At 42.8% G+C, this 17,648-nt stretch carries 15 protein-coding genes and 1 pseudogene; 6 read left to right on the top strand and 10 right to left on the bottom strand.

Going from position 1 to position 17,648, the window contains the following annotated elements; genetic code table 11:
* Both F6K20_RS04335 and F6K20_RS04330 read right to left on the bottom strand, forming a co-directional pair.
* The coding region (locus F6K20_RS04335; protein WP_287293882.1) for a hypothetical protein at window positions 1-227 on the bottom strand (227 nt) is incomplete at its 3' end.
* A 24-nt stretch (window positions 228-251) separates the two neighbouring features.
* Window positions 252-1,646, bottom strand: a complete 1,395-nt coding sequence (locus tag F6K20_RS04330) for a methyltransferase domain-containing protein (RefSeq protein WP_008188327.1) — start codon at window positions 1,644-1,646, stop codon at window positions 252-254.
* 674 nt (window positions 1,647-2,320) lie between these two features.
* Between F6K20_RS04330 and F6K20_RS04325 the strand changes: the two genes are divergently transcribed.
* The gene (locus F6K20_RS04325) at window positions 2,321-4,720 is read left to right on the top strand and encodes a heavy metal translocating P-type ATPase (protein WP_287265136.1); all 2,400 of its coding nucleotides are present in this window, start codon (window positions 2,321-2,323) and stop codon (window positions 4,718-4,720) included.
* A gap of 416 nt (window positions 4,721-5,136) precedes the next feature.
* Window positions 5,137-5,577 carry an FHA domain-containing protein gene (locus tag F6K20_RS04320; protein WP_008188331.1) on the top strand — a complete coding sequence of 147 codons (441 nt, stop codon included), beginning with the start codon at window positions 5,137-5,139 and terminating at the stop codon, window positions 5,575-5,577.
* 82 nt (window positions 5,578-5,659) lie between these two features.
* On the opposite strand, the gene F6K20_RS04315 is transcribed toward F6K20_RS04320, so the two are convergent.
* Window positions 5,660-7,879, bottom strand: a complete 2,220-nt coding sequence (locus F6K20_RS04315) for a GUN4 domain-containing protein (protein WP_287265233.1) — start codon at window positions 7,877-7,879, stop codon at window positions 5,660-5,662.
* A gap of 182 nt (window positions 7,880-8,061) precedes the next feature.
* Here F6K20_RS04315 and F6K20_RS04310 point away from each other — a divergent pair.
* Window positions 8,062-9,284 (top strand): annotated as a pseudogene (locus F6K20_RS04310) (IS4 family transposase).
* Here the strand turns inward: F6K20_RS04310 and F6K20_RS04305 are convergent.
* Together F6K20_RS04305 and F6K20_RS04300 are read right to left on the bottom strand one after the other, a co-directional pair.
* Window positions 9,245-9,589 (bottom strand): hypothetical protein, encoded by a 345-nt coding sequence (locus F6K20_RS04305; RefSeq protein ID WP_008188338.1) that lies wholly within the window; start codon window positions 9,587-9,589, stop codon window positions 9,245-9,247. The pseudogene F6K20_RS04310 and the gene F6K20_RS04305 overlap by 40 nt on opposite strands.
* The gene (locus F6K20_RS04300) at window positions 9,586-10,086 is read right to left on the bottom strand and encodes an AAA-like domain-containing protein (protein ID WP_008188340.1); all 501 of its coding nucleotides are present in this window, start codon (window positions 10,084-10,086) and stop codon (window positions 9,586-9,588) included. Before F6K20_RS04300 ends, F6K20_RS04305 begins: the two co-directional genes overlap by 4 nt.
* A gap of 258 nt (window positions 10,087-10,344) precedes the next feature.
* Here F6K20_RS04300 and F6K20_RS04295 point away from each other — a divergent pair, with 258 nt between their 5' ends.
* Entirely contained in the window at window positions 10,345-11,565 is a 1,221-nt protein-coding gene (locus tag F6K20_RS04295) for an RNA-guided endonuclease InsQ/TnpB family protein (RefSeq protein WP_008188345.1), read from the top strand.
* On the opposite strand, the gene F6K20_RS04290 is transcribed toward F6K20_RS04295, so the two are convergent.
* Window positions 11,508-12,413 (bottom strand): AAA-like domain-containing protein, encoded by a 906-nt coding sequence (locus F6K20_RS04290; RefSeq protein WP_052308480.1) that lies wholly within the window; start codon window positions 12,411-12,413, stop codon window positions 11,508-11,510. The genes F6K20_RS04295 and F6K20_RS04290 overlap by 58 nt on opposite strands.
* Before the next feature lie 194 nt (window positions 12,414-12,607).
* On the opposite strand from F6K20_RS04290, the gene F6K20_RS04285 reads away from it, so the two are divergent.
* Together F6K20_RS04285 and F6K20_RS04280 are read left to right on the top strand one after the other, a co-directional pair.
* Entirely contained in the window at window positions 12,608-12,763 is a 156-nt protein-coding gene (locus F6K20_RS04285) for a hypothetical protein (protein WP_154659916.1), read from the top strand.
* A 340-nt stretch (window positions 12,764-13,103) separates the two neighbouring features.
* Window positions 13,104-13,229: a hypothetical protein gene (locus F6K20_RS04280; RefSeq protein ID WP_267872096.1), complete on the top strand. Its 126-nt coding sequence runs from the start codon at window positions 13,104-13,106 to the stop codon at window positions 13,227-13,229.
* On the opposite strand, the gene F6K20_RS04275 is transcribed toward F6K20_RS04280, so the two are convergent.
* From F6K20_RS04275 to F6K20_RS04260, 4 genes are all read right to left on the bottom strand, one after another.
* Window positions 13,206-14,363: a tetratricopeptide repeat protein gene (locus F6K20_RS04275; RefSeq protein WP_229419070.1), complete on the bottom strand. Its 1,158-nt coding sequence runs from the start codon at window positions 14,361-14,363 to the stop codon at window positions 13,206-13,208. The genes F6K20_RS04280 and F6K20_RS04275 overlap by 24 nt on opposite strands.
* A gap of 511 nt (window positions 14,364-14,874) precedes the next feature.
* Entirely contained in the window at window positions 14,875-15,966 is a 1,092-nt protein-coding gene (locus tag F6K20_RS04270; protein WP_008188351.1) for a hypothetical protein, read from the bottom strand.
* Between the two features lie 561 nt (window positions 15,967-16,527).
* On the bottom strand, window positions 16,528-16,746 hold the full coding sequence (locus tag F6K20_RS04265) for a hypothetical protein (protein WP_131827195.1): 219 nt from the start codon (window positions 16,744-16,746) through the stop codon (window positions 16,528-16,530).
* A gap of 569 nt (window positions 16,747-17,315) precedes the next feature.
* The coding region (locus tag F6K20_RS04260) for a pentapeptide repeat-containing protein (RefSeq protein ID WP_287293881.1) at window positions 17,316-17,648 on the bottom strand (333 nt) is incomplete at its 5' end.

Below are 17,648 nucleotides of genomic sequence, written 5' to 3'. Positions count from 1 at the left end.
TGGTCAGCGGAAAGCACGGTAGAACCACGCCAATATACTTTGAACTCGTCTTCAATAAATGTACCATAACCCCCCCTAGCAATAAGAGGTCGTTTTCCTGGGTTTGGCCATTTACACAACTCTATTTCAACATCTTCAAAATCCGTGAATACAGTTCCTAATCCTTCAGCATTTTTTGAGTTCAGCTTTTTTAATGGAACGTCATAGTATTTGCATGGTGTAGCCATGATTTTCCCTTAAACTATCAGCAATTAGTGCTTTTTCAGCACTAGAGCAACCATTGGTTCTGTTTCAAAGATGTTAAACTCTACTCGATCGATTATACTCCATGAAAGCTCTTGGACAACCTCTTGTAATGAATCGTTGCTTTCGTGGTAGTCAACTCGCAGGGTTAGGACAAAATATCCTCCAGACTTCAATAGCTCGAATAAGTTTCGCAACCCTTGAGGATGGGCGTGACCAAAGGTGAATACCCCCACCGCCAAAATCCCGTCGAATGCCTCAGGAGTAGAGAAGGTTAGAGCTTCTGACACGTTTGCTTGGTGCAAGGCAGTGTAAACTTGCTTTTTCCTAGCTACCTCTAGCATTTCCTCGGAGAGGTCAACTGCTGTAATGTTGGTGTATCCTAGCTCTGCCAGAGCCTCACCCACCATTCCTGTACCTGCACCAACATCAAGAATGCTTGCTGCTTTATTTGGCAGTACGTTTGCCAGAGCCTTTGCGGATTGAACGGGAGAGCAGCGATAGGGCTCGTCTAAGTCAGCATCGTAAATGGTAGCCCAAGCATCGTACTTATCCTGTAAGGTTTTTTCCTCATTGGTTTCGTAGATCCACGAGAGGCGATCGCTGACCTTTTGAGAGCGATAGAAACTCCATCCCAGTTCCCGAGCTACAATCGCCGCACACATCTTATCATAGGAAGCGCTAAGTTTCGGATACTTGCTCAGAGCTAGCTCTGACAACAGTTGGTAGCTCTTATTGAGGTGTTCGCTCAAGTCTTTAGCTTCCAACACCATCAAGCCAATTTCTCTGAGTGTTTTTGCGTAGGACTCATAGCTAAATGTTGGTTCAAACAGTAGTCGTTGATAAACGTGCTTTTGGCCTTCTGGGCTGATCTCGGACACTGGAGTGATCAGATCATCGAACAGGAAGATGCCTTGTTCCTGAAGAACACGGTAAATCTCCTTCAGAGCTAGCTCTCGCTGGTGGACATGGTAAATGGTGGCTTGGCTCCACACATGGGTAAAGGAATTGTCTGAGAAAGGTAGGCTAGTTACTGATGCTTTCTGAAAGGACAGGCGTAGGGAGGGATACTCCTGAGCCAAAGCGTTGGCATTGCCAACCCGGACTGCACTGATGTCAATGCCGACAACTTCACATCCTGTCTGCTGGGCTAGCCAGATAGCGGTGTTGCCGTTGCCGCAACCGATATCAAGTACCCGAGATTCACTAGTCAGCCCACTGCAGGCGAGCATATATTCATTCCAACGGTGGCAAGCTGGGACAAAGTCTTGAGCACGAGCGTCAGCTAAGTTGTCAAAATAGCCCCAATGTAAACTGCCTTCAGAATCCCAGAAGCTACGATACATGCTGTCTTCGTGATCGTAAAACGCTTCTGTGTCTGCTTCTGTATATTTCTGTGTCATTTGCTCCGTCTAAGTTGAGACTTACAAGTGAGACTTACTAGATTTTCAGGGAAGTTCCCTTCATGAGAGTAAATTCATAAGTGCTCGTTTCTTGAAATACTTCATATTTCCTTCATATTTCCTTGATATTTTCCTTCATATTTCCTGGCCTTTTGGCCTTTAGGCCACGCGTGCGCGTTCGGCCACGCTACGCGAACAGATTTTTTAAAAATCGGGATCGGGCGTTTTAAGGTATCGTTAGCCCTGGGGTCAACTCTGAAAATCCAATGTTAGCGCGACCTGGGAGTATCAATTAATTTTGGAAAGCTCCATTACAGCAGCTAGGGGATAGTTTAGCCGAGTACTTTACCTATGGGGAAATTGCAATCGCAATTCTATTGACTAAGCTGCTGGCAAAGCTCATTGATTTGGGGCTTTTTTTTCTACACTATTCATACCTCCAAAACTTGTCGAAACCCTTAAGTTAGTGCTATCTCGATTATCTAAGCTGACGGAGCTTTTTTTCCAAGTGTTCTGCTGTCGTGATTAACATAAAAAATAAAATAATGATAACCATTAATAATACCCACTGTAGCCTAGTTGAGCAGCTCTTAGCTTAAGCTGGAAATTAGAGGAATATGTTGCTCTTAATCCTCTAGGCTTTGCCACTATTCCTGAAGCTGTTCACTAAATCTATGCCAAAATCTATCCCAACTTATCCCAAGACTACCTTAACCCAACCAGCTTTGCCTGTAGAAACGATCACATTAGATGTAACTGGCATGAAATGTGCTGGTTGTGTTGGTGTGGTGGAACGGCAACTGAGCAGTAACCCTGGAGTATCGAAAGCCTGTGTCAATCTGGTAACTGGGGTAGCTGTGGTCGAGTATCAAGCTGGTGAGGTGGAACCAACTGTCTTAGCTGAGCTGCTTACATCAAAAGGGTTTCCTAGTCAACCCCGTTTACCTGAAACTGAACAGGGAACTAAGAGCCAGGATAGGTTAACACCAGCCCAGAGACATCAGCAAGAAGCTAGAGCATACCGCCAGCAACTAGTGATTGCTGCTGTCCTGATTGTCTTCTCTACAGTCGGACATATCGGTCATTGGTTCCATGGACCAATGCTGCCAGTATTGAGTACTTTGTGGTTCCATTGGGGACTGGCAACTCTAGCGCTATTATTACCTGGACGCTCTATTATAGTGGAGGGTGGGCGCGGTTTGTGGCACGGTGCTCCCAATATGAATACGTTGATCGGACTGGGGGCAGTGACGGCTTACACCACTAGCTGTGTGGCATTACTATTCCCTAACCTGGGATGGGAATGTTTCTTTGATGAGCCAGTGATGTTGCTGGGTTTTATTCTCTTAGGTCGGACCTTAGAGCAAGGAGCAAGATATCAAGCTACTGCTGATTTTGAGTCTTTGCTATCCCTACAGCCTCAGGTCGCCCGTTTGATTGGAACATTAGACAGTACAGAAGGTGATCAAACGGGTATCGAAATTCCTGTGGAGCAAGTCCGGGTGGGAGAATGCTTAAGGATATTACCTGGGGAAAAAGTTCCTGTAGATGGGGAAGTGATTACGGGAGTGTCATCGATTGATGAGTCAATGCTGACGGGGGAATCCCGACCAGTATTGAAGCAACCAGGGGACATGGTTACTGGTGGTACATTGAATCAATCGGGAGTGCTGGTGGTAAAGGCAATCCGTACTGGTAGGGAAACTACTCTGGCACAAATTGTAGCACTAGTGGAGGAAGCGCAAACTCGGAAAGCGCCAGTACAGCAGTTAGCGGATTTGGTAGCAGGGTATTTTACCTACGGGGTGATGGCGATCGCATTTTTAACCTTCCTATTTTGGTACGTGGCTGGGACTAAAATCTGGCCAGAGGTCTGGTCAACCATGGCGGCTTCTCCATTACTGTTGAGTTTGAAATTAGCGATCGCAGTTTTAGTGATTGCTTGTCCCTGTGCCTTGGGTCTAGCCACACCTACCGCCATTCTAGTCGGTACCAGCCTGGGGGCAAAGCGGGGTTTATTAATCAAAGGTGGTGACATTTTAGAACAGGTGCATCGGCTGGATACTGTGGTTTTTGACAAAACTGGTACCCTAACTCAGGGTCAACCTACGGTTACCGATTGCCTGCTGATTCAACCTGAGACAGAGAATGACCAACAGAGCGCTATTGGTACGAAAACCATTGCTCTATCTTCTGCTAGCCAATTGCTGCAACTGGCAGCAGCAGCAGAAAGTGGCACATCCCATCCCTTAGGTAGCGCAATTCTTACCGAAGCTCAACAGCAACAGTTACCGATGTTAGGGGCTCAAGATTTTTACACAGAACCAGGATTGGGACTATCAGCTTTAGTAGAAAACCAACGGGTAGTGCTTGGCAGTGCAGACTGGTTGAGTAAGCAGGGTGTTACCATCAGTGATACTGCTCAAGCTGAAGTCAAGGCTTTGGCAGATGGGGGGAAAACAGTAGTTTACGTAGCCGTTGATGGGCTACTAGTTGGGTTAATTGCTGTGAATGATGTTCCGAGAGTCGAGGCTAAACAAACAGTAGAACACCTCAAAGACCAGGGATTGCGGGTGATGATGCTAACTGGTGACAGACCCGAAGTGGCGGCTGCTGTGGCCAAAACTTTGTCAATAGAGCCAGAGGATGTTATTGCTGGGGTGCTTCCCGATGGCAAAGCTAATGCGATCGCAAACCTTCAAGACCAGGGAAACTGTGTGGCTATGGTGGGAGATGGCATCAATGATAGTCCAGCTCTAGCACAAGCTGATGTTGGGATTGCCTTGCATGGGGGAACCGATGTGGCAGCGGAAACAGCAGGAATTATTCTGATCACAAATAACTTGCTCGATGTGGTCAAGTCCATAGATCTATCACGAGCCACCTTCAACAAAATCCGCCAGAATCTGTTTTGGGCATTCGGTTACAATATATTGGGTATTCCCATTGCCGCTGGTGGGCTACTACCAGGATTTGGCATGGTACTTTCTCCTGCTGCTGCTGGTGCCTTCATGGCTTTCAGCTCAATCAGTGTTGTCACAAATTCACTGCTGCTAACCCGTTTACGGAATTAGATCAAGTCCAGTTGAATACCTATAATAGACCATCAGAGCAGCAAGGTTTCAGAAGGCTACAGTATCCTGGGTCGTCGGAAGCCACCGCCATAGGGTAAGCTTCGCGTCTGGTAGTTTACTTTTATTGATTCAAGGGATAATCAGATAATGCTCAGCAATCAGGAGAGTTTTCTAGGTAAATCAGTACCTAAGGAATCGCGCAAAAATAACTTACCTATTACAGGTTAGTTGAAACAAGGATTTAATAACGCCATTCCTTGAGCAGCAAGAGTTACACCTCTGAATTAGTATGCACAAATGGTAAACTTATTACTGTGCAATTCCTAAGTCAGTCGCAAGCTGGTTGAGAGCTGTGTCAATGTAAGTAAATAAGAGCATTGTTCTCAACCAATTACCCTTTTGATCACGAGCGATTCATGGCTACACAATCTGACCACAACCATTTATTGATTATTGAGGATGACAAGGGAAGCAAGCAGATTCCTTTGGAAGAGGAGGTATATTCTATCGGTAGAGATCCAGAGTCTGATATCCGCCTGTTTTCAAAGTTTGTGTCTCGCCGACATGCCACCTTAGTAAGGCGTAGACGTTCTGATGGTAGTCCCTACTACCGAATTTTTGATGGTAACCTCAAAGGTAAGGCTAGTTCCAATGGCATTTTAATCAATGGTCGTAAGCTTCAAGCCCATGATCTCGAAGATGAAGATGAGGTAATTTTTGCGCCTAAGGTCAGTGCTAAATATTATCTACTCAAGCGAGAGAATACCCCAACTGATCCAGTAGATCAAATGGATGAGTATGATATTACCCTAATTAATCCCGGTATGATTGATGATTCGGAAGAATGGGATAATTAGTAAGTAAATGACCGCCAAGATAACCTTAAAATTGATAATTTTAAGGTTATAGTTTGAGCGGTTAGCTACAGGATGTTAAAGTCTACCAGTCGCAACGGGAGAATAGAACACTCAGAAAAGACTTGCGCCAAGGAGTCACTGGGGGGTCTCCTCCCCGGAAAGTCGCAGTACGATTATCCTTGGTGTTCCACGGTGCCAAGGGTAAGTGACCTTCCTCGGCTTTGTTTTTGTTGAAAATTTCTGCAAACCAGTTGACTTTTTCCCACCACTCGTACCATGTTTCATCTAATAATTTATCATACTCTCCCTTGGGTAAGCCACGCTCAGCAATAATTTTGTCCAAGATCTGCTTTTGTACACTGAAGCCAAACTTGCCATCTGAGTGTTTGACCCAAAGGGTGTTAAGAGTAAGTAGCTTTTGGCAGGAGCATTGTTCAATATGTTCGACATTGAGCCAACCTTCTTTTTCTCGATCAGCTATGTAAAGCATGATACGAACATTTTTTAGGTCAGCATCTTTCCAGTTTGCCGACTTCATAAAGAAGTGAAGTTCAGCTAGGAAGTGATTGAAAAGAGAGTTTTTGACCATTTGATAGTCTTGACCGTTTTCAGATAGTAACTCAATGTATTCTCGATGAAAATTTTCTACGGCATTCGTTGAAAGTATTGACTGTTGTTGAGGAAGAAAGCTAGGTATAGGAATTTCTGTATCGAGATCAACGTTTGGAAACTTTTTCCAAGCAGTATCAAGTCTATCAAAGGCTTGCTTGTAAGCTTGTAATGCTTCCTCTATATTCCCTTCTTTCCTCAGTATACTCCCCTGGACTCTTTTGACATGAACGTAAATTGCCCATTCTTCGGGGACATTTACATTTGATTGTGAGGATAAGAGATTTTTTTCTTCTATCTGTTCAATTTTTTTTGTAGCCTCATTCCAACGTTCGGTTGCTTTACTATTCTGTTTTATTTCTTGATACTTCTGACTAAGTTGCTGATTAGCTAAAGAAATCGAAGCTAGGAGCATGGCTTGCTTGATATTGCGTTTGTCTTCTTGGATTAGTGTAGACTGACTGACTTGAAACCATGCCTCTTGTGCTTCAGAATACAGCCCCTTTTGTTGGAGTTCTGTAGCAAGTTCAGAGAGCCTATTAATGGTTTGGATATCTTCTTTGATTTTTTTATGAGCAGCTTTAGCTTCCGCTACCATGATCACTTCTTTTGCTGCCACTAATCCTGAAACAATTGCTCCCAACACAGCTATACTGAGCACCACAGCGCCAATCTGAATCCGCCGTTGAGCCTTCCGATTCGCCTCAGTTAGTACCTGATTTCTCTTCTGGGTCGCTTCCCGATCCTTCCTCTCTCTGTCTAATTGAGCAATTTGCTCCTCAATCCCCTTCTTTTCACTGGCCGCCAAAAACTGCTGATCCAAATAACTTAAATTCTTTCTTTTCGCCCAAGCCTGAGCATCCTTGAGAGCCTTCCCCCGCAACAATAGCGATTCATCCTGACATCCCGACGCCACCCAAGCCCTAAACCCTTCTGAATAGGGACGTAATGCAGCTAATTCTTGTTCAATCCAGTCTTGATTAAAGACTTGATGGTAGATACGGTTATATACTTTAAGAACTGGAAAAGCTCCAACTCTCTGCTTGAATACTAATCCAGATAACTGTAACTTACCTTCCTCAAAACTGTTATTAGCAACAACTTCCCCCTGTTGCCACACCTGCTGATACAATTCCAACAAGTAGGCAGACCGTTGCTCATTACTGAGAATGCGATCGCGTATGGTCTTCAAATGTTCTGGCTCATCGGTAGCTTCCCAGTTCGAGATCACATGCGATCGCACCAATTTCTCAATCCATTCCTTCTCCCCCTTTTTTAAGGGATCGAAAACCGAGGCAGAACTAACCACCAACTGACACAGCTTTTGGGTAAGAAAGGGCTGTCCTCCTGTCCAGTCTAATATCTCCTGGATAACAGCCTGGGGGTTGCTGACCTGTCCCGCCAATCCCCTGACTAACGGCTCAACTTCATCTCTTTGAAAGCCATGTAACTCTACCGCCCGTCCAATATTAAAAGGGGTTCGGTCTTTATCTCCAATCAAATCCCCTGGTGTAGCCACCCCCAACAGCACAAAACTAAGGCGATTATAGGCAGAATTTTCCGCCCGTTTGTTGTAACAAGCTCGAATTAGGGCAAAGAAGTCATCTTTGAAGCTTAATTGCAGAACACTATCGATTTCATCAATAAAAATAACAATTGGTTGAGCAATATATTCAAACAATACCTCTTTGATAAACTTACCAAAGCACTGTACCGGAGAAATCTTTTGGTGCTGTTGAAGCCAATGGTATTCATCAAACCTGTCGTAGCTGGGGGGGCGACAAGCGGCCTGTAACCCTTGATATATATTAAATTGAGCGAATTATGGTAAAAAAAGATAGGTCATAAATTGTCAATACGACCTACCAATCGAGAATGATACAAGAATTATATCAAAAACATCTAAAAAATCTACTTTCCGAATCTCAATTATTGTTTTTTTACCTTGTAGTAATTATTGTACAAGATATCAAAAATGTTAAACTCGAAAAAATGGCTGAATCTTGTCTTGGTGCAGTCGCTCATGGGGGAAACCCCCAAGACCGCGCTGCACCGCTACCTTTGCCTATTAAATGTAACTCAAGGCGTAAAAAGTTACAGAGATTTTTGTCATTACCAATATTTAAAGTCAAAAAACTGTGGTTTCCAATTATTAGAGAATGGGTCTATCAAACATTTGATAAACAGGAAACAATTTATTTAGCTATCGATAGAACTAATTGGAATAACAAGAATTTATTGATGGTTAGCTTAATTTATAAAAACCGAGCACTTCCCGTTTATTTTGAACTTCTATCAAAATTTGGCTCAAGTAACTTTTCGGAGCAGAAACAACTAGTTTCAAATATCATAGGGCTATTTGATGACTATAAAGTTGTAATTTTAGGAGACCGAGAATTTTGTTCAGTAAAATTGGCTGAATGGCTCGACAAACAAGGCTTTAACTTTTGTTTAAGACTTAAAAAATCTGAGCAAATTGAATTAAAAAATCAGGGGTGGATCTCCTTAGAAAACTCTGGGTTAAAACCAGGAATTTCATTATTTTTTGAAAAGGTTAAAGTCACAAAAACTCAACAAATATCAGGATTTAGTGTCGCTTGTAAATGGAAAAAAAGTTATCGAAAATCCGTGACCAAAGAAGGTTGGTTTATTTTAACAAATATGAACGAAGCCTCTGAGGCAATCTCCGCTTATAAAAAACGTTTTAATATTGAACAAATGTTTCGAGATTATAAAAGTGGTGGATATAATATGGAAGGCAGCAATGTAGTCGGAAAACGTTTTATATCTTTAGTTATCATCATGTCTTTTGCTTATTTTATTGCCACAATCAAAGGAGAAATAATTAATAAAAAAGGAGTTCAGAACTATGTTACTAGAGTCAAAAACTATGGGCGATTAACTAAAAGGCATAGCAGTTTTTATATTGGAATGTATGCTCACAAATGGATTAATTTTATGGATAAATGTTGGGAATTAGTTTATGCTTTGATGCGTTTAAGTCGTCATAAGCTCGATAATTATTTACGAGGTATGAGAGCTATGAAGCTTATACAGTCTACTTTTTAGCTCTCATGTCGCCCCCCCAGCTGTCGTAGAGTTCCAACTCAGACACCAACCCACTAATCAAACCGCCATACCATTCCCGTGGGGGAATCTGTTGCGACCCCAGCATGGTAGTATCAATAGAAGCACAAACAATTTCTTCTTGTTGCAACCGTTTTACTGTTTGAACTTTCAAAGAAGACTTCCCCATCTGACGGGAATTTAAGACATAACAAAATTCCCCTGCTTTTAGGTATTGATACAACTCCTCATCGGCCTGACGTTTGACATAACTGCTAGCATTAAGGGGTAATGCGCCGCCTACTTGATAGATTTGCATAGTCTGGGTTTCCATCATGGGGTCTGCTGGAATCGCGCTTGAAAATACTCCCGATACAACTGACAACGGAGAGTGACTTGATGTCCTTGTAAATTCACTAATCCCATACTGTGTAGTTTGTAAGCTGATCGGGATTCTAAGGGAATCGGACAACTGGCCTCAATCACATCTTTAAAGGCATCAGCCAAAGCTTGATGTTGCTGTAGCATCTGCCAGAGGTGTCGTAGATGATTGCGATAAATCCCAGCTTCGGTGGCAGCATTGTTTAATACTTGCTCAAGGTAACCAGTACCATTAAATTTGAGATGGTTAAAGCATTCGCCAATTAAATAGGGATGTCCCCCTACTAACCCCTGCAATTGCTCAACCTCAGATGCTGTACAATCAAGTTGGTATTGTTGCGCTAATTCAATAATTTGCTCTTGGGTCAATTCCGGTAACTCAATCGGAACACCAACATTAAACGGGGATTCGTTAAGGTTCAGCTTTCTGGCAAAAGGAGCCCCACATCTCAATACGTAGTATGAGTGTGGGAGGAATTTTGCACAGAGTCTTTCGGCACAGGGAGGCGAGCTATGAAGCTTCTGAGTAATTCGGAGCAGGTCATTCCCCTACGATTGACCGTAGGTCACGCTACGCGAACAGCCTCTTCCTGTAATTGCTTTTTCTCAAAATTGGTCACTCTGACTACGAGCTTTTGATCTTTCATTATGGGTTGATACCTGTTGCCACGACTGTTATACTAATAGTAGGTCGAAAAACAGGAGAAATCAATGAGAACGGCGTACCAGTACAGACTAAGACTAACAAAATTGCAAGTGATGGAGATAGAAAGATGGCTGGACATGTTGCGCCACCAATACAACTATTTACTTGCTGACAGGTTTAGCTGGTACGAACAAAATCGCTGCTCTATTAACTCCTGTCCTCTTATTTGCCATTTGCCTGAACTTAGAAATAATCCTAATTACTTTTCACAGAAAAAAACTTTACCTCAATTAAAGAAAGATAGGCACTGGTACAAAGCTATTCATGCCAATGTACTACAAGACTGCGTCAAGAAGGTTGATTTAGCCTTTAAGAGATTCATAAAAGGTGACTCTAATGGCAAGAGAAGTGGCAAACCCAGATTCAAGAGTAAGAACAGGTATAAGTCTTTAACTTTTTCTGCTTTTTCCAAAAACCCTATTCAAGGGAACAGGTTGAACCTTCCTAAGTTTGGATGGGTCAAAATGGTTTACCATAGACCAATTCCAGACGGATTTAGAATTCAAACTGCCACGGTTACACGTAAAGCTGATGGATACTATGTGACCTTGTCATTACAGGATGATACTGTCCCTGAGGTGATCCCGATTGAACAAGTATCAAATCCTGTTGGTATAGACATGGGTCTCAAGTCATTTTTGACCAAGTCCGACGGGACAGAGGTGCAAATCCCCCAGTACTATCGGAAAGCTCAGAAACGATTAAAGAAAATTCAGAAAGCTGTCAGTAGATCTAAGAAAGGCAGTAACAACAGAAAGAAGGCTGTTGTTAAACTAGGTAAAGCTCACAAAAAGGTAGCTGATACCAGAAAAGATTTTCATTTCAAGACAGCTAAAGGGTTGTTAGATGATCACGATCTAATTGCTCATGAAAAGTTGAATATAAAGGGATTGGCTAAGACTAAAATGGCCAAATCCGTCCTAGATGCTGGCTGGGGTCAATTTCTGTCTATCCTGTCAACCAAAGCCGAAAATGCTGGGTTGGTCACGATTGCAGTAAATCCTCGGAACACCAGTCAAAACTGTTCTAATTGTGGTCAAAAAGTACCAAAGGAATTAAAAGACCGCATTCATTCCTGTCCTCATTGTGGATATATCGAGGATAGAGATGTTAATGCGGCTAGGAATATATTGAATTTGGCGGTGGGGCATCCCGTCACTAGTAAAGCTTACCGAGTAACCGAACCGTTAGGTGGTTTTGGTAAGAAGCCTACACTGAATCTGTAAAGATCAGTGTAGGAGTATGTCACGGGAATATAAACTTCTGTGGAATGAACTACCACTAATCGGAGGCGTTCTAAACGTTTACCCATCTTGGCTTTCTCATGCCAAGCCCTTAGCATTCCTAAAAAGTCTGATGCCACATCACGGTGAGGAAAAACTCGGTCAACTTCATCCAAACATAGGACTACTGGCCTGTTAACCTGCCTTAGCAAATACCGTTCAAAGTAGTTGGTACAAGCCATTTTACTGGTCGATAATCCTTCGTACCAGTAATCAGCTAATCGATTAGCTAATCCTAAACTCTCACTGACACAGAAGCTAAACCACTTTAGTAATGAATTAAGATTGGCAAGGTCAGCGTGGTTAGCCAGGTGCAGGTTAATATACACAGTTTGATAGCCCTGCTGGGCAACCAACTTTCTCAGCACTCTAGCTATCAGTAAGGTCTTCCCCATTAGACTTGGTGCTTTAATTCTCACCAAGGCACCGGGACGTAAAAGTGTTTGATAACAAGTGGTTTCAATGGGAGGACGTTCAACATAATAGTCAACGTCAGGGATAGCTTCGTCCTGATCTAAATCCGGTTTCCACGGATCTGGATTAACATTGCTATTGCTTGGTGTGCTTTCAAGATCTAGAAGAGCGATCGCTTTCCAGTCTTGTCCCAATTTTTCACTAATTTCTTGAAAATTCAGGTTATCGACAGGTCGGCCATTGAGGTAATTATTGAGGGTTGATAGAGATATCTCCAATTCCTCAGCTAAGTCTTTCTGGCGAGGATAACCGTTGCGCTTAAGGGCTAATTTAACCTGGTCAATATACTCGGGATGAACTCTGAGTGAGCGAGACATAGGTTCGGTCTGATCAACTACTCAAACTATAACTATCTTTTATAGTCACTCAGCCCAACTCAGGTACAACTCAGGTACAAGTCGGCAATGAATTATAAGTTGGCCATAACTCATGTCAGCTCAACAGCTTCCAAGGTTTGAACTGCTTTAGCCCCAGGGTTTGATGAAATTGTAGTTCACCTGAAACAATTTTCATGAACAATCTCGAAAGCTTCCAAACCCTTCTGGAAATTGTGTTACTAGTTCTAACCCTCTCTAGTGAATCTCCATTGTTAGGTATTGTTGCTGCTATTTGTGCATTGTTGTATTTCTTGAGCGACTCTGATGATTCAGATCAAGGTGAGGAGTGAAGCGGTTGTCTAGCTCCGGAGATGGGAAGATAGGGAAATGGGAAGATAGGGAAATAGGAAGATAGGGAAATGAAATTGATCTTTATTCCTAATTTCCAGCATTGGTATAAATATACCGGCGTTCCTGATTATGGGTATGGTTTCGCCCCCCTAGCCCCCCAATTCTGCGGTGCGACCCGTGGCGAATTTAATTCGCCGACGGAAAGCGCACCGGTGGGGGAACAAAACTTTCTTGCGTCCCCCAGAATTGGGGGATTTAGGGGGCTTTAACAAAAACAGATGATCGCGCATTCATTCCTTAATTCAGCAATGCCAAGATACCAACTTCATCGATAACTACTTGATACACAAGTACCGATTCCCGATTCCCGATTCCCGATTCCCGATTCCCGATTCCCTGTACTATAGTCGTTATTTTAACAACTATAGACCTAAAATATTACTACAAATTTTGCCGATTGACTAGCTGAATTTTATTGACAAAATAAGCTTCTCGATGCTGCAATGACTCAGCCAAGTCTAGCCCCTTTTGAAATGCTGCTAAGGCTTGAGGATAATTGTTCATATCCAGATAAATTTGACCAATGTTGTCGTAAGTATTCATCAAGCCATAGTAATTATAGGACTGTTGTTCAACTTGCAGCAAAACCTCATAAACTTGCAAGGCAAACTCTGGCTGCTTAGAGGTAAGGTAAAGTTGTGCTAGAGGTTGTAGTGCTTCGCTAGCATGGGCAAACTGCTGTAGAGACCAGGCTAAGGAATAGGCTTCCTGATAGGTTTGACTAGCTTTTTCTGGTTGATTGAGGCTGTTGTAGTCAGATGCGATCGCAATTTTCAGGGCTGGAATCTGGGTATCATTACCTTGATTTAGGTAAATGTCCACTAATTGCTGCTTTTTGGGCAATGCCTGGTCCGGTTGTTGGTCTTGGTCGTAGATATAAGCTAGCTCTTGTAAATAAGCCACTTCTTCATTTATGCGTTCGCGAAGCGGTTCCAAAGGAACATCGGTCTGAACTTGAGCCAGTAATTCCTCATAGGTTTCTGCTGCTTTGGGATAATCAAACCAAGCCATGTGCAATTCACCCATGGTCTTCAAGGTAGCCTCAACCGCTGCCATATCGCCCTGGTTTCGAGCATCAGCGAGAATTTGCTCATAGACTGTCAAAGCTTGTCCTGGCAATCGAATCTGTTCATAAGCCTTACCCAAAGCTTTTAACAGTGGCAGATTGATCGAGTCTTCTGCTTCATTTTCCTGCTGAATCTCTTCCAAGCGTGCCGTAATTAGTTGTACTGACTGCTTATTGTTTTCATTCCAGGCAACTCCTCCTACTCTGCCCAAGGTTTGCACTTCTGCCACGGGATCCCCTAGCACTCGCCGCAGCCGGATTTCCCGATACCAGATGTCAAAGGCTTTGGATTGATTACCAGCTTTGAATTCAGCTTCAGCTTCAGCATTCAGTTCATCCAACGCTTGCTTGAGTCTAGAACGTTCGGAGGGGTTGAGAGGTTCGTCTGGGGATAAGGAAGGAAGGAGGGGATCAGGAGCAGTCAGTTCCAATGGATTGGGATTATCATTATCACTAGATTGGGATAAGGTCACACTAGCAAAACATAACGGGAGTATAGCAGCCGATAATGCTATAATTATATATTTTTTTAGTTTGGGTGCGAAATGATGTAAGCCCAAGGTAGCCATAAGGAAACTAAAGAAGGTTACTACCAGTTAGACTAGCGATTTTAGGTTCAAACTGACATCTGGCCCTATTCTGCAGTAAGCCACCTGATCCGCCTGGGGAGTTATACCAATTCTTAGGGCTTACACACCTACACATCAATTTCATCTGGCCATCTCCCCATCTGGCCATCGGGTGCATCTTAATGCATGCAATTAGGCAAAAATTCTAATAAAATCTCCAGACTTCCCGCGCCCGGGCCCCGCGCCCGGGCCCCACACTTCCCGTCTTTTTTACAAATATGAGATGCACCCTGGCCATCTGCATCTGTAGTCCTACTTTGAAGAATTGGTATTATTTCTGCCTGCCTGCACTAGTCTGACCGCTTCCGGGACGAAGTTTGTTCCTGCCACCAAGATTTAGGACTGCTAGATGATATCATAACGCCTTCTGCTCCAGGTCAGAGAATAACTCCAGCAGTCCTTTAGTATAAGGAAGCAAGAGGTACATCTGATCTGACTCTATACGAGCGTTTAGTTCATCCACCAGCAACTGCAACATTTTTTCCGCCAGCTTCCAACTTACGTCTACGCTAGGAAATACCAGTAAACACAACGGCAACAGTTCCTGTTCTATTGATGTCATATTCCCCTCCAAAGCACATAGCCATAGGTAACCCTGGAACATTTCTAAATCTCTGATAGTCGAAGCCTTAATTCCTGGATCGTCCAACCCTCCCCGACGGCTAAAATGACCAGAGTGCAATTCCTCTGTGCGTTGGTAGACAGTCTGAGCAATATCCTGACTAACAGGTAAGAGTTGCTCCACTAAGGCTAAGGTAGGTGAGTTAAAATCATGCAAAGCCGCTGCATTACAGATTCGTTGCCAGGGGATAGAAACTTGCTCCTCGACAAACTTAAAGTAGGGACTGAGCAAAATTTGTTCTGGCAATGTCAGCCGATTGAGTACTAACTGAGTGCTGAAGTGAAACTGTGTGGTAACAAAACCAATGGCTCGACGGTCTTTTGCTGATATATGTTGCTGCCGCAGTTGCCGCAATACAGGTTCGAGAGAGGTGGCTAGCTTTTCTATAGCTGGCAACTCTAGCGCTACCATTGTCCACGGGCTAGAGAAATCTGTGAAGAAATTAATTGTCTCCCCTAGTCGTATTGCTGCCATTAAACTAGGATTCGGTGATTGCTCTTGGTAAATTTCCAGTACCTTTTCGTAAACGGAGCAAACAAATTCAGCAATTCGCTTAGCCTCGGTCAAATTAACCACATTAGGAATATAGGAGAACATAGCATCTGTTTTAATTCCCGCACACTCACAGTTAATCTGGATTAAACGCTGTAACTTGGTAACCGTTTTATTGCGCCCCTTTCTGGAAGCAAATTCTAGCAAATCATAAATCTTTAAAACACCATTTTTGGAAGCAATAATTGATAAATCGGGTACATAGCGATTTGACCAAAAATTTACTAATCGCTCAACCGATGTTTTGTTGAATCTTGGAGTGTTGATCAGCAAAGCTTTTTCCTCGGATGTCTAAAAAACTATTTCTATAATCCCTTTAAGTCAATTTTTCATTGTGGCGTTAAATCCAACAATTAATTGTGAAAGCTTTAAAAAAGCTGTAGAGCACTCCATGACAACTAATAGCAAATACCAATTATTCGGTAGATTTACAACAAATAAATCCCCTGAATAATAGGTAATGGCTAGGGAAGAATTAGTAATGAGGAATTGGTAATGGGTCATGAGTCATGGGTAATTTGAGTAGGTGCATCCCATTGTCATAGAAATAAAATTTTGTCAGAGGAGGTCAGGAAAATTGCGGAGGTTCCAACCGATGACTAAAATCTCCGCCAGTTTCATCTTGCCCATCTTCCCCATCTTCGCCATCTTCTGCAAACAGATTCCCTTGAATTGCCCTCACTTATTTAGTGTTTGTATTATTTATACACATGATAAACGTGATTCATGATCATTATGTTAATTTTTGTTAAAGTTTATTTAAAAAAACAACACAATGATCAGATATAGCGTTTCTAAATGAGTTGTGAACGCAAAACTAGCTGAAAGTCTTAGTTAAAGACAGTGCTTGTTTCCAGGGCTATAACATTTCTGAAAATGCGCTCTTTGTGTGTCTAGTCCAAACTGGCACCGTCTTTGAGCCTGAGCCATATTTGAAAAGTCATGAGAACGATAGATATTTAGAGCAAAGTTACGAGCAACGGCAAAGATTTGAGGTAACTGATGCATGGGAATACGTGAAGCATCTTCACCCTGAGTAACCGAAGCGCACATAATCAACCTTGTTCTCTACACCCCAATATCCAAGGGATGCCCTGGGCAAAGGACTCAGCAGACAAGGGCGTAAGAAGCAACATAGTAGCGTGTTTCCTTTTCCAGACGGTGTTGCCTCCCCTTTTTGAATTGTCGAACACTTTCCACTCGAATCAGAGTCTAATGCCCTGGCCAGGGCTGGATGTTGTCGAGTTGGTTGCAGATGCGTGCCAGCCTATGTCACTTATGCTAAAGAATCTGAGGGCTTTTGCGAGTTAGCACAATTGTTACTGCTGAAGACCTTTACTGGATAAGTGGTTTGGGTTGCACAGCTTTGCTGATTAATGGAATGATTGAGGGTAATTGGTAATTGGTAATTGGTAATTGGTAATTGGTAATTGGTAACAGGTAACAGGTAATTAGTAAATTGTAAAAGGTAATTAGTAACATTTTACAATTAATTATTAACAGGTTATTTGTAATTATTAAGTGGTAATTTATAACCAGACATAATATCAGTTGTTAATTTTGCTATAGCGTTTCGATTTGATGTGTGAAACAAGCCAGGGCTGATCAAAAACTGGGTTCAACTATTGATGCTGACTGCCACTTGGCATAATCGCTTTGCTAAGTTTAGCTTCACGCAGGTTAGCCTGATTCAGATTAGCATCAATTAAAACAGCTTCAATCAATATTGCCTCGCTAAGATTCGACCAACACAGGTTAGCTCGGTATAAATTAGCCTTGGTGAGATTAGCACCATGGAGAATTGTCCAACTCATCCTTGCTCCTCTGAGATTCGCATCCGTTAGGATAGTGTTTCTCATGGTGCAGCCACTTGCTATTGCACCACTCAAGTCTGCTTGATTGAGATTGGCCTTAGTCAAGTTGGCTCCACTGAGCAGGGTATGGGACAAATTTGA

Origin of the sequence: Moorena sp. SIO2C4 (genome assembly GCF_010672485.1) — a bacterium.
Classification (GTDB): domain Bacteria; phylum Cyanobacteriota; class Cyanobacteriia; order Cyanobacteriales; family Coleofasciculaceae; genus Moorena; species Moorena producens.
The sequence above is the reverse complement of the archived record's forward strand: the minus strand, read 5'-3'. Positions and strand labels throughout refer to the sequence as shown.